The sequence below is a fragment of the Tenebrionibacter intestinalis genome (assembly GCF_016632365.1).
Lineage (GTDB): Bacteria > Pseudomonadota > Gammaproteobacteria > Enterobacterales > Enterobacteriaceae > Tenebrionibacter > Tenebrionibacter intestinalis.
This window is the reverse complement of record NZ_JAEPBH010000013.1, coordinates 42706-54712: the sequence shown is the minus strand read 5'-3', so window position 1 is coordinate 54712 and position 12007 is coordinate 42706. Positions and strand designations below refer to the sequence as shown.

General features: G+C 55.5%; 11 protein-coding genes. 6 read left to right on the top strand and 5 right to left on the bottom strand.

Translation table 11 applies throughout. From position 1 onward, the window contains the following. Positions 1-1194: 1194 nt before the first annotated feature. From hemY to hemC, 4 genes are read right to left on the bottom strand one after another with little or no spacing between them, the layout of a single operon-like run. Complete coding sequence (hemY, locus tag JJB97_RS06565) at positions 1195-2391, bottom strand: protoheme IX biogenesis protein HemY (RefSeq protein ID WP_238713233.1); 1197 nt, start codon at positions 2389-2391, stop codon at positions 1195-1197. A gap of 2 nt (positions 2392-2393) precedes the next feature. Then, positions 2394-3572 carry a uroporphyrinogen-III C-methyltransferase gene (gene hemX, locus JJB97_RS06560; protein WP_238713232.1) on the bottom strand — a complete coding sequence of 393 codons (1179 nt, stop codon included), beginning with the start codon at positions 3570-3572 and terminating at the stop codon, positions 2394-2396. Next, positions 3572-4333 carry a uroporphyrinogen-III synthase gene (hemD, locus tag JJB97_RS06555; RefSeq protein WP_238713231.1) on the bottom strand — a complete coding sequence of 254 codons (762 nt, stop codon included), beginning with the start codon at positions 4331-4333 and terminating at the stop codon, positions 3572-3574. Before hemD ends, hemX begins: the two co-directional genes overlap by 1 nt. Continuing rightward, positions 4330-5271 carry a hydroxymethylbilane synthase gene (gene hemC / locus JJB97_RS06550; RefSeq protein ID WP_238713230.1) on the bottom strand — a complete coding sequence of 314 codons (942 nt, stop codon included), beginning with the start codon at positions 5269-5271 and terminating at the stop codon, positions 4330-4332. The genes hemD and hemC overlap by 4 nt, the downstream gene beginning before the upstream one ends. Positions 5272-5557: 286 nt before the next feature. Between hemC and cyaA the strand changes: the two genes are divergently transcribed. Further along, positions 5558-8116 (top strand): class I adenylate cyclase, encoded by a 2559-nt coding sequence (gene cyaA / locus JJB97_RS06545; protein WP_238713229.1) that lies wholly within the window; start codon positions 5558-5560, stop codon positions 8114-8116. Here the strand turns inward: cyaA and cyaY are convergent, their stop codons facing one another. Further along, entirely contained in the window at positions 8117-8437 is a 321-nt protein-coding gene (gene cyaY, locus JJB97_RS06540; RefSeq protein WP_238713228.1) for an iron donor protein CyaY, read from the bottom strand. It abuts the gene before it with no gap. A 155-nt stretch (positions 8438-8592) separates the two neighbouring features. Between cyaY and lptM the strand changes: the two genes are divergently transcribed. The 5 genes from lptM to yigB are packed head-to-tail and all read left to right on the top strand — an operon-like array spanning position 8593 to position 11978. Next, positions 8593-8799 (top strand): LPS translocon maturation chaperone LptM, encoded by a 207-nt coding sequence (gene lptM / locus JJB97_RS06535; RefSeq protein WP_238713227.1) that lies wholly within the window; start codon positions 8593-8595, stop codon positions 8797-8799. Positions 8800-8834: 35 nt separating this feature from the next. Beyond that, complete coding sequence (gene dapF, locus JJB97_RS06530) at positions 8835-9659, top strand: diaminopimelate epimerase (RefSeq protein WP_238713226.1); 825 nt, start codon at positions 8835-8837, stop codon at positions 9657-9659. Continuing rightward, on the top strand, positions 9656-10360 hold the full coding sequence (locus JJB97_RS06525; protein WP_238713225.1) for a DUF484 domain-containing protein: 705 nt from the start codon (positions 9656-9658) through the stop codon (positions 10358-10360). Before dapF ends, JJB97_RS06525 begins: the two co-directional genes overlap by 4 nt. Continuing rightward, complete coding sequence (gene xerC / locus JJB97_RS06520; RefSeq protein WP_238713224.1) at positions 10357-11262, top strand: tyrosine recombinase XerC; 906 nt, start codon at positions 10357-10359, stop codon at positions 11260-11262. Before JJB97_RS06525 ends, xerC begins: the two co-directional genes overlap by 4 nt. Then, the gene (yigB, locus tag JJB97_RS06515; RefSeq protein ID WP_238713223.1) at positions 11262-11978 is read left to right on the top strand and encodes a 5-amino-6-(5-phospho-D-ribitylamino)uracil phosphatase YigB; all 717 of its coding nucleotides are present in this window, start codon (positions 11262-11264) and stop codon (positions 11976-11978) included. The genes xerC and yigB overlap by 1 nt, the downstream gene beginning before the upstream one ends. Positions 11979-12007: the final 29 nt, after the last annotated feature.

Below are 12007 nucleotides of genomic sequence, written 5' to 3'. Positions count from 1 at the left end.
CCTTCTGGAATATGGCTATTACCTGTATTCCATCCCTGCGGGTCGCTTCCCGGTAAAATGACACAGAAAACATACCTGAATGATGCGTGAAAAAAGGCTTCAGGCAGATCCTTTTTAAATTCAGCTACCCTCTAATGCCGTCAGGAATAAGAAAATTTTCCCGCTGGTTTTCTTTGCGGCATGTTGTTGCCGGAGGAAAAGCAGGTTTTTCACATCTATTTTGTTCGTTACTTTTTTATCAACCCGTCAGGCGAGGGTATGTCTGCGATTGGCGACAACCCGGGATTATTTGTCGCTGTTTTGAGACGTTTAATGTATTGATTTATATTTGTTTTATTTTATACGTAGATTTGTGTTTCCTTGTGACGACATTGTAGATAAGTTTTGTTGCTAACCAATTACCAGGACAAGCTAACGCACTGATATTTATTAAGATTACAAACCTGGCATGTTAAATGCATTAGTATAGTGGTAGATGCTCATTCCATCTCTTATGTTTGCCCCTGGCTTCATAAACCCAGGAATGATGCAGAGCCTTTTACAGTGCTTATCGTCCACTAACAGATGTCGCGGCCTGTTCGCCTCATCAGACAATACGGACACCACGTTGAGTGAAGCACTATTAAGTTGTCACACAGACCTGTTTGTTGCCCGTCAAATTTTGGCGGGTATTTTTTTGCCCTTCATCCTGCGCGCCACAGGTGCGCTGGCCGCGCGCGCCCCGGTCACTTACCGGTGTAAACTCCCGGGAATTCGCCCGCTTGCCGCCTTCTCGCAACCCGAATTATTTTGGGCAAAGCGGACTTCATCCTTCACGCCGCAGGTACGCTGCGCGCGCTCACCCAGGCTGCCAGTGGCGGAGGAAATGCTTTTTGCCTGTGTCCAGTAAAGGTGTACCGGGAGGGTTGAGCAACACCAGAAACGGTAAGGTGAATAGCGTCAGGGCCTGAAAGCGCTATTTAAAAAAGGAGGCTGCTGACAAACCCCATCCTGTCACAGACAGGATGGATGAATTACAAGAAAAGACAATGAAAATCAATGCATTGATTGTCGCCTGCTTACCACAAAGAAGGAAAAACCCCGTTTTTACCTTCTTTGTCAACAATCTGAAAAGGGTCCATGTAAATACATGGACCCTTTTACACCCGCGTTATCGGAATTCGTCGGCAGGCCGACGTTATACACCAGACGCGCTTAGCTTCCTGGGTTATTCTTTAGCGTTAATAACAGGCCATCATGGCGCATTGCGGCGGCCTCTTCCGGCTGCTTGAGTTTATCGAGCGTGTCGGCAAGCCAGGCGTAATCGTAGGCATCCGGACGCTGTTTTAGCGCAGCGCGGAAAGCGAAGCTGGCTTCACGCCATTCAGCGTGCTTCATCAGCATTTGCCCCAGCGTGCTCCACAACAACGGGCGATCGCCATGCGTTTTAATTAACTGGCGAAGCGCCTTTTCAATCTGCTCGGGGTTGGTGGTTTGCAGGCGTGGAATGAGCATCGCCAGCGAGTCGTTATATTCGCGTTTCAGGCCATCGAGAATGATTTGCTGCGCCGTTTCGCTATCATCACACTCAATGAGGTGCTCAGCCATTGCAACCTGCAGCGCCGGTTGTTGGCGCGTTTTACGACTCTGGTTTTTCCACCAGGCTTTCAGCCCTTCGCTGCCCTGATCTGCGCGCGCCTGATCCATCAGGCCAATCCATGCCTGTTGCTCCAGCGCTGCGCGATGCGCTTCATCGCCTACCTGCGCTTTTTCCATAGAATGCAGAATATCAAGCAATGAGCTCCACGCACCGGTGCGAATATAGGCCTGTTCGGCAAGTCGCAGCACTTCCGGATGACGTGGCGCAACTTCCAGCAACCTGTCAACGCCGTGACGCGCGGCGTGGTTTTCATTGCGCGCCAGTTGTAAACGTACGCGAGTAATTTCAACAGGAATAGGATCGCCGCTCGACATTTCGCAAGCGCGGGCCAGGTGCTGGTTAGCGCGAATATCGTCGCCCCGCTGCTGTGCCGCCTCAGCGGCCAGCAAGTAGTTCACGACTGGCTGTTCAGCATGGTCGGCATTTTTAGAAAGCAGCTTTTCCACCTGCTGGTAGTCGCCTTCCGCCAGTTTAATGAGCGCAAGGTTGGTTTGCTTGCTGGCACGGCGGCGTTTACGTCCCACAAACCAGCCGCGGGTGCGTGAACCGGTATGTAACAGTCGACGCAGCAACCATTCAATGGCGAACAGCGCCAGAATCAGGAGCGCCAGTATAATACCCAACGCGGTAATACTGGTTTCGATATTCCAGCTATTGGTCTGTATAAGCACATAACCCTGATGGCCGGCCAGCACAGGCCCAAGCACAATTCCGGCAATCAGCAAAAGAAAAAGCAGGAGAACTTTTAACATAATTATTCTCCCTGCGGCGCGGCTTTCGGCTGCGCCGGCTGCGGCTCAGTTGACGGCTGTGCAGGCTGAGGTGCGGCCGTCGCATGCATTCGGTTGCGCATTAACTGCTCCAGCACAGGCTGGCTTTTCAGCGAATCAGGCAGATCCATCTCTATGCTTTGTTGGCTCAGGTTATCCAGGTCATCCAGATACGCTTTGGTATTGGCATCGTTGGTATCGTAGTAAGCGCGTACCCAGGTGGCTACAGTATCAATAGACTGTTTGTACGTTTCGCTCTGATGGCGGGGAACCGCCTGGGCGGCAATCAGCAGGCGGGAACGTATATTTTCGCGCAGATAAATATCCTGATTCGGCGCGAGCAGTGGTACGTCGCTGGTGTCGCGGCGGCGCACGGTAATGAAATTCTCCATGAAGTTACGCCAGCTTTTCGTCAGATTTTTGCGCCATTCTTTCAGCGAACCTGAAACTTCAGGGCTGTCGGCGTCCATCGGGGCGGCATCGTCGTCATTGTCGCTCAGGCGCAGATCGTCAACCTGGTTTGATAGCTGATTGAGCTTGAGAATAATGCCGTCAAAATCCACCTGCGCAATGCCTGCAAGCCCGGAAATATCCGCGGTAAGCGTGCGGCGTACGTTAATGAGCCCAGGATCGTTCAACTGCGCCAGGCTTTCATCGGCGCTTTTCAGCAGCGCCACGGCGGTAGTGACGTCCCGATCGCTCCACAGCTTGCGGCCGGCAAGCTTCACCAGAAAGTCGGCCTGCGCCAACTGCCAGGTTTTCGCGTCGTTGCTGGAAATAGCGGCGATTTTCTCGCGCGTTTCTTCAAGCGCTTTTGCCATGGCCGCCTGGCGTGCCTGCGCGTCATTGAGGCGCGCGGCCTGCTCCTTTACCAGCGCTTCCAGTGCGCTGTTCTGCTGGTTTTGCTGTTGCTGTAGGGCGCTAAGCCGGGCGATTAACGCTTTGCTTTCTGTCTGCTGGCTTTCGTTTTGCTTTTTGCCCCAGGTATAAGCGCCAGCGCCTGCAGCCAGCGCGATAGCGATAGCAATGACGCTTAGCGTGATGCTCGCTGCGCCGCCGCGGTTTTTCTTTACCGCAGGTTCAGTCGAGACCGGCTGCGATACGGTTTCTACCGTTGCAGGGGTTTCTTCCGGCATGGCGGAGGATTCTTTTGGTTCCGTCATTATTCATCCCATATTTCATGTTGTTGTAGCGCGCGCAGCAGCGCGTCGTTATCTGCGTTATCTGCGATCCTGACATCCTGCCAGCCTGCTTCCCTGGCCTGGGTTGCCAAACGCTCGCTGACGACAAACAACCGACAGCGTAATAACCAGGTGTTACGATACCATTCAGGTACCATTGCCCAAAGCTGTGAAAGCATTTCTGCGCTGGTGACGACAAGAGTTTTTACCCCCCGACTCTGCCAGCGATGGGCTTCTTCTGCGCCATCGTAGTGCTTTTTACAACGCTGATAGCATTCGCAGTATGTCACTGTTGCGCCTCGCTGACTTAGCGTTTCGCCCAGTAATTCCCGACCGCCGTTGCCGCGCAGTATGAGCGCTTTGCGGCCGCTAATGGCTTGTAATTGTGCGAATTGTAGCAAGTTTTCGCTGCTTTCCCGATCGCGTGGGTAAATTATTGGCAGGTTGCTTGCCTGATGAAATGCCAGCGCGCTGGTTCGGCCAATGGCAAACCAGTTTGCCTGAGCCGGCCAGCGTAGCGATTCGCGCGCCAGCGCGGCGCTGGCATACTCCACCACGTGCTGCGACAGCACAAAAGCAAGATCGCCTTCGTCCAGTGAGTGTAAGTACGCCGGTAGCTTCTGCAACTCGCGCCCCGGTGAGAATTCAATTAAAGGAAGACTCCAGGCCTCCCGGCCCAGCGCGCGCAGGCGTCTGACCAGATCGTCTCCAGCCGGGGAAGGGCGGGTGACCAGGATGCTCATGCGGGTGCGTTTCCATTGTAGACATCGGCAAGGATTGCGCGAGCGCCGTTATTCAGCAGCTCTTGCGCCAGAGAAATGCCCAGGGCTTCGGCATCTTCCGGCCTGCCGCGACGTTCTGCGCTTATTATCTTTGAGCCGTCCGGCGCGCCGACCAGCCCACGCAGCCATAGCTCGCCGTCGGCCAGTTCGGCATAACTGCCGATAGGCACCTGACAACCGCCTTCAAGACGCGTATTCATTGCGCGTTCGGCGCGCACGCGCAGCGCGGTTTGCGGATGATTAAGCGGCGCCAGCAGCGCGCGGGTCCACGCATCATCCAGGCGGCATTCAATACCTACCGCGCCCTGGCCGACGGCCGGCAGTAAAACCTCAGGCGCCAGCGTCTGACGGATCCTGTCTTCCATTTTCAGCCGCTTAAGCCCGGCAACGGCAAGAATAATGGCGTCATAATCCCCGGCGTCGAGCTTGCCCAGGCGGGTGCCGAGGTTACCGCGCAGCGTGTGAATTTGCAGATCGGGACGCGCGCAGAGGAGCTGACACTGGCGGCGCAGGCTGGAGGTGCCGACGATACTGCCTGGCGGCAAATCGTTAAGAGATGCGTAATGATGAGAGACAAACGCATCCCGCGGATCCTCGCGCTCGCAAATCGTCGCAAGCCCCAGCCCCTGGGGGAACTCGACAGGCACGTCTTTCATCGAATGCACGGCGATATCGGCGCGGTCCTCAAGCATGGCTTGCTCAAGCTCTTTAACAAATAACCCTTTGCCGCCGACTTTTGCAAGCGGCGCGTCCAGCAAGACATCGCCGCGCGTCACCATTGGCACCAGTTCAACGCGCAGCGTCGGGTGGCGCGCCAGCAGGCAATCTCTGACGTAGTGCGCCTGCCATAGCGCCAGCGGACTCTGGCGTGTGGCAATTCGTAATACTTTGTCTGACATGCTAATTACCGTAATAACCGTTTCTCGACCATCCTACATGGTTCCCGCCAGGCTGTCAGTTTCATCGGACGCTGGACGGTTGAAACAAGACGCAAGGCGACGGCATAAGGAGATAATGTTGCCGGATCGATGCTACACTGTGTGTAGCGCATCTTTCTTTACGGTCAATCGGCAAGGTGTTAAATTGATCACGTTTCCAGCAATTGCCAGCCAAATTACGATAAACATCAACGGCGGCGTAAGGAAACGGGTTTTCCGATATATTTAAACCATCAGGCGATACGTCTTGTACCTCTATATTGAGACTCTGAAACAGAGGCTGGATGCCATCAATCAGCTTCGCGTGGATCGCGCACTGGCCGCTATGGGGCCTGCCTTCCAGCAGGTCTATAGTTTGCTGCCCGTGCTGTTGCATTACCATCATCCTTTCCTGCCCGGTTACCTTGACGGCAACGTCCCCTCCGGCATATGCCTTTATACGCCCGATGAAACCCAAAACCATTATTTACAGGAACTGGAACAACTTCGCGGCCTGCCGCCGCTGAAGGCCCCGCCCGGCGAATTGCCGATTACCGGCGTTTATTCTATGGGCAGCACGTCGTCCGTGGGGCAAAGCTGTTCGTCTGACCTGGACATCTGGGTTTGCCATCAGTCGTGGCTCGATAGCGCCGAACGCCAGATGTTGCAACGTAAATGTAGCCTGCTGGAAAGCTGGGCGGCATCGCTTGGCGTGGAAGTGAGTTTTTTTCTGATTGACGAGAATCGCTTTCGCCATAATGAAAGCGGCAGCCTTGGCGGTGAAGATTGCGGTTCCACTCAGCATATTTTGCTGCTTGATGAATTTTATCGTTCGGCGGTACGCATGGCCGGGAAACGTATCCTGTGGAATATGGTGCCGGTGAACGAAGAAGCGCAATACGACGATTACGTTATGTCGCTTTATGCGCAGGGCGTGTTAACGCCGAACGAATGGCTGGATCTGGGCGGTCTTGGCGCGCTGTCGGCGGAGGAGTACTTCGGCGCCAGTCTGTGGCAGCTTTATAAAAGTATCGACTCCCCCTATAAAGCGGTGCTGAAAACGCTATTGCTGGAGGCCTATTCCTGGGAATATCCACATACCCGGCTGTTGGCTGAAGATATTAAACAATGCCTGCATGACGGCGAGATAGTCTCTTATGGCCTCGATCCTTACTGCATGATGCTGGAGCGCGTTACCCATTATTTGACGCAGATTGAAGATACTGCGCGCCTCGATTTGGTGCGCCGCTGCTTTTATCTGAAAGTGTGCGAAAAGCTGTCGCGCGAGCGCGCCTGCGTGGGCTGGCGGCGTGAAATATTAACACAACTGGTGCGTAGCTGGGGCTGGGACGACGAGCGGCTGGCGATTCTGGATAATCGGGCCAACTGGAAGATTGACCGCGTGCGCGAAGCCCATAACGAACTGCTGGATGCGATGATGCAGAGCTATCGCAATCTGATTCGTTTTGCGCGCCGCAATAATCTGAGCGTCAGCGCCAGTCCGCAGGACATCGGTGTTTTAACCCGCAAACTTTACGCCGCGTTTGAAGCGCTTCCCGGGAAAGTTACGCTGGTTAACCCGCAAATTTCCCCCGATCTCTCCGAGCCGAACCTCACCTTTATCTATGTTCCGCCCGGGCGCGCCAATCGTAGCGGTTGGTACCTTTACAACTGCTCGCCGAGCATGGATTCGATTATCAGCCACCAGCCGCTGGAGTATAACCGTTATCTCAACAAACTGGTGGCCTGGGCGTGGTTTAACGGCCTGCTGACGTCACGCACGCGCCTGTTTATTAAAGGCAACGACGTATGCGACTTGCCGAAATTGCAGGAAATGGTGGCGGACGTTTCCAACCACTTTCCGCTGCGCCTGCCGGCTCCCACGCCAAAAGCGCTCTACAGCCCGTGTGAAATCCGCCATCTGGCGATCATCGTCAACCTTGAATATGACCCGACGGCGGCATTTCGCAATCAGGTGGTGCATTTCGATTTCCGCAAGCTTGATGTTTTCAGCTTTGGCGAGCAGCAACAATGTCTGATTGGCAGCGTCGATCTCCTGTATCGCAACTCATGGAATGAAGTGCGCACCCTGCATTTTAATGGCGAGCAGGCGATAATTGAGGCGTTGAAGACCATTCTGGGCAAAATGCACCAGGATGCCGCGCCGCCGGATAGCGTGGAAGTGTTCTGTTATAGCCAGCACCTGCGCGACCTGATGCGTACCCGCGTGCAGCAACTGGTGTCAGAGTGTATTGAACTGCGCCTGTCCAGCACGCGCCAGGACGCCGGGCGGTTTAAAGCGCTGCGCGTCGCCGGGCAAACGTGGGGCCTGTTCTTCGAGCGTCTTAACGTATCGGTGCAGAAGCTGGAAAATGCGGTTGAATTCTACGGCGCCATTTCCAACAACAAACTGCACGGTCTGTCTGTGCAGGTGGAAACGCATCACGTACAGCTTCCTGCGGTTGTAGACGGCTTTGCCAGTGAAGGAATTATTCAATTCTTCTTTGAGGAGATAAGCGACCTGCAAGGCTTCAATATTTACATCCTTGATGAAAGCAACCGCGCTGAGGCTTATCACCATTGTGAGGGCAGTAAAGAGGAGCTGGTGCGTGACGTGAGCCGCTTTTATTCCTCGTCGCACGATCGTTTTACCTGGGGCACCAGCTTTGTGAACTTTAATCTGCCGCAGTTTTACCAAATTGTGAACGTTGACGGGCGCCAGCAGGTCATTCCGTTTCGCACCCAGCCGCTGCGCCCGATGGCTGCGCAAATGCCGGTTGATGGCGATATTGCGCAGTCGCAACTGGCGCAGCAATATCTGCCCTGATTAACGAAAGCTGACCGGTTCGCCGGCCTGCTGAGAGCACGACGATTCCAGAAGGTTCCAGAATGTTTCCCCTGAACGGTCGCAGACCCATTCGTCGCCTTTGAGTTTGAAATGATAACCGCCGCTTTTGGTTGCCAGCCACACCTGGTGTAGAGGTTCCTGGCGGTTGATAATGATTTTGCTGCCATTTTCGAAGCTAAGCGTTAGTACGCCGCCGTTAATTTCGCAGTCGATATCACTGTCGCCGTCCCGGTTGTCCAGACGTTCTTCAATAGTTAACCACAGGCCGTCGGCCAGGCGGTGAAATTCACTGTCATTCATATCAGGTTTCCTGTTGCAGGTTGTGGCGGCAGTATAGAAGCAATGCCGGAGCAAAGGAACTGTCTGCTATTGCGGCGACCGGGCAAAAGATATTGCTTTTCATTGTTCACCTGCGATGATAGACGCCAGAACGTTTAGATAACAGGCAACCGAAAATGAAGAAGATTTTCTGTCCGCTGGTGGCTGGGCTGGCGCTGATGGCCCTCACCGGCTGCGGGCTTAAAGGGCCGCTCTATTTCCCGCCCGCAAATAAAAATGCGCAGCCGACCACGCAGCAAGCGCAGGATTCGACTATCCAGTCCACCGTTCCCGATCGCAACGATCGCGCGCAAGGCGATGGGCCGACCCAGGTTAACTATTAACAAACACAAGGTCGCCGCGGAATATGGAGCACAAAATGCAGTTCTCTAAGATGCATGGCCTTGGCAACGACTTTATGGTTGTCGACGCGGTAACGCAGAACGTCTTTTTTTCTCCCGAGACGATTCGCCGCCTGGCAGACAGGCACCTTGGCGTCGGGTTTGATCAATTACTGGTTGTTGAACCCCCTTACGATCCGGAGCTTGATTTTCATTACCGTATTTTTAACGCTGACGGCAGTGAAGTATCACAGTGCGGCAACGGCGCGCGCTGTTTTGCCCGCTTTGTTCGGTTGCGGGGGTTGACCAATAAACGCGACATTCACGTCAGCACGGCCAGCGGACGTATGGTGCTGAGCGTGACGGAAAACGAGCGGGTAAAGGTCAATATGGGAGAACCGAAGTTTGAGCCGGGCGAGGTGCCGTTTCGCGCCAATAAAGCGGAAAAAACCTACATTATGCGCGCAGGCGGCGAAACCGTGCTGTGCGGCGTGGTCTCTATGGGCAACCCCCATGCCGTCATACAGGTGGACGATATCGACCTGGCGGCGGTTGAAACGCTTGGTCCGCTGATGGAAAACCACGAACGTTTTCCCGAGCGCGCCAATATTGGTTTTATGCAGGTCGTAAGCCGCCAGCATATCCGCCTGCGCGTGTTTGAGCGCGGGGCTGGCGAAACCCAGGCCTGCGGCAGCGGCGCCTGCGGGGCGGTGGCTGTGGGCATACAACAGGGGTTGCTGGAAGGGCAGGTGCGTGTAGACCTGCCCGGCGGGCGGCTTGATATCGCCTGGAAAGGGCCGGGACAGCCGCTGTTTATGACCGGCCCGGCGGCGCATGTTTATGATGGATTTATACAGTTATGAAAAACGCCGAGCAGCAGCAGGAAAGTCTCGCAGAGCTGGATGACAGAGCGGTATGCCGCTATTTGTTGCGTCATCCTGAATTTTTTATCCGTAACGCCCGCCTGGTGGAGCAGATTCAGATCCCGCACCCGGTGCGCGGTTCTGTATCGCTGGTTGAATGGCATATGGCGCGCGCGCGTAACCAAATTCGGACGCTGGAAGGCGATATGTCCCTGCTGATGGAGCAGGCCAGCATTAACGAAGCGCTGTTTTCCAGCCTGCTTAAGCTTCAGTTACGCCTTGCGGCGGCGCAAAGCCTTCAGGATATGCTCAATCGTCTGCACCGCTGGGCGCGCGAGCTGGGGCTGGCGGGAGCGCATCTGCGGCTGTTTGCAGAGCGCTGGCGCCTTGGCGCGCCGTCTGGCTTTACCCAACTGGCTTTGCATCGGCAGACCTTTGAACCGCTGCGCATTCAGCGCTTTGGCAACGCGCGCCACTATCTTGGCCCGCTGCATGGCCCCGAGTTGCTGCTGCTGCTGCCCCAGGCGAAAGCGATACGCTCAGTGGCGATGTCGCTGCTGGGAGCGCACGGCGATCTGGGAGTACTGATTTTTACCAGCCGCGACCCCCAGCACTATCAGCCGGAACAGGGTACACAGTTATTGGAGCAACTGGCGCAGATGCTTCCTACGTTGCTGGAACGCTGGATTGAACGCCAGTGAGCGACAATCCGCTACGCCCGCCAGTGCAAGCCTTTTTGCGCCACCTGAAGGTGGAGCGCCAGCTTAGCCCATTGACCCTGGAAAACTACCGCCGCCAGCTTGATATGCTAATGGCAATGCTTGCTGAAATGAAAATCAGCGACTGGGCGCGCTGTGACGCCCAGACAGTGCGAGCGCTGGTTGTGCGCAGCCGACGCGGCGGCCTGCAGGCGGCAAGCCTCGCGCTGCGGCTGTCGGCGCTACGTAGCTTTTTCGACTGGCTGGTAAGCCAGGGCGCATTGAGCGCCAACCCAGCTAAAGGCGTTCGCGCGCCAAAAGCGCCGCGCCATTTGCCGAAGAATATTGACGTTGACGATGTTAGTCGCCTGCTGGATATCGATATCAACGACCCGCTGGCGGTGCGCGACCGGGCGATGCTGGAAGTGATGTACGGCGCCGGGCTGCGCTTGTCTGAGCTGGTCAATCTCGACTGTAAACACCTCGATCTTGCCAGCGGCGAGGCGTGGGTGATGGGAAAAGGCAGCAAGGAGCGCCGTTTACCGGTTGGCCGCACGGCGGTTATCTGGACTGAACGCTGGCTTGGTTTACGCGAGTTGTTTGGGCCTGCTGACGATGCGCTGTTTCTGGCGAAGACCGGCAGGCGTATATCAGCGCGCAACGTTCAAAAGCGCTTTGCTGAATGGGGGATTCTGCAGGGGTTGAATAGCCACGTACACCCCCATAAATTGCGTCATTCCTTCGCCACGCATATGCTGGAATCGAGCGGTGATTTGCGTGCCGTGCAGGAGTTGCTCGGCCATGCCAACCTTTCCACCACGCAAATTTATACCCACCTTGACTTTCAACATTTAGCGTCGGTGTATGATGCTGCGCATCCACGCGCTAAACGGGGGAAAAGCTAATGTATTTTTACCGTCCGCTGGGGCCGGTGGCCGCGCTAACGTTCGATTTGGATGATACGCTTTACGATAACGGGCCGGTAATCACCCGCACCGAGCGTGAGACGCTGAGTTTTGTTCAACAGTACCATCCCAGGTTGAATGAATTTCAGTCGCCGGATTTTCAACGCCTGCGTCAGCAGCTTCGCCTTGAAGAGCCGGATATTTATCACGACGTTACCGAGTGGCGCCGGCGCGCGGTCGAACGCGCTATGCTGGAGGCCGGTTTGTCGCCGGAGGAAGCGGACATAGGTTCTGCAGCGGCAATGGCTAATTTTGCTAAATGGCGCAGCCGGATCGACGTTCCTGCGCAAACCCACGTTACGCTGGCAAGGCTGGCTGAAAAGTGGCCGCTGGTGGCGGTGACCAATGGTAATGCCGATCCGCAGCTTTTCGGCCTGAGCCAGTATTTCCGGTTTGTGCTGCGCGCCGGGCCGCACGGGCGCGCTAAGCCTTACGGCGATATGTATGCGCTGGCGGCGCGTCAGCTTGGCGTTCCTCATGCGCAGGTGCTGCACGTGGGCGATGATTTAACCACAGATGTGGCCGGCGCGATCCGCTGCGGTATGCAGGCCTGCTGGATTATGTCGCGCGACGATAATCTGATGCAGGCCCGTGACGCGCGGCTGTTGCCGCATCTGGCAATTTCACGGTTGGCATCGCTTACTGCGCTGATATAATCCCAGCCTCTCTGTATAAATTTCCAGGG

Bases quoted from the DNA above. Each gene is read 5' to 3' on its own strand.
- hemX (WP_238713232.1), bottom strand. From the start codon at position 3,572: ATGACGGAACCAAAAGAATCCTCCGCCATGCCGGAAGAAACCCCTGCA.
- dapF (WP_238713226.1), top strand. From the start codon at position 8,835: ATGCAGTTCTCTAAGATGCATGGCCTTGGCAACGACTTTATGGTTGTC.
- JJB97_RS06525 (WP_238713225.1), top strand. From the start codon at position 9,656: ATGAAAAACGCCGAGCAGCAGCAGGAAAGTCTCGCAGAGCTGGATGAC.
- hemC (WP_238713230.1), bottom strand. From the start codon at position 5,271: ATGTCAGACAAAGTATTACGAATTGCCACACGCCAGAGTCCGCTGGCG.
- yigB (WP_238713223.1), top strand. From the start codon at position 11,262: ATGTATTTTTACCGTCCGCTGGGGCCGGTGGCCGCGCTAACGTTCGAT.
- lptM (WP_238713227.1), top strand. From the start codon at position 8,593: ATGAAGAAGATTTTCTGTCCGCTGGTGGCTGGGCTGGCGCTGATGGCC.
- hemY (WP_238713233.1), bottom strand. From the start codon at position 2,391: ATGTTAAAAGTTCTCCTGCTTTTTCTTTTGCTGATTGCCGGAATTGTG.
- cyaY (WP_238713228.1), bottom strand. From the start codon at position 8,437: ATGAATGACAGTGAATTTCACCGCCTGGCCGACGGCCTGTGGTTAACT.
- hemD (WP_238713231.1), bottom strand. From the start codon at position 4,333: ATGAGCATCCTGGTCACCCGCCCTTCCCCGGCTGGAGACGATCTGGTC.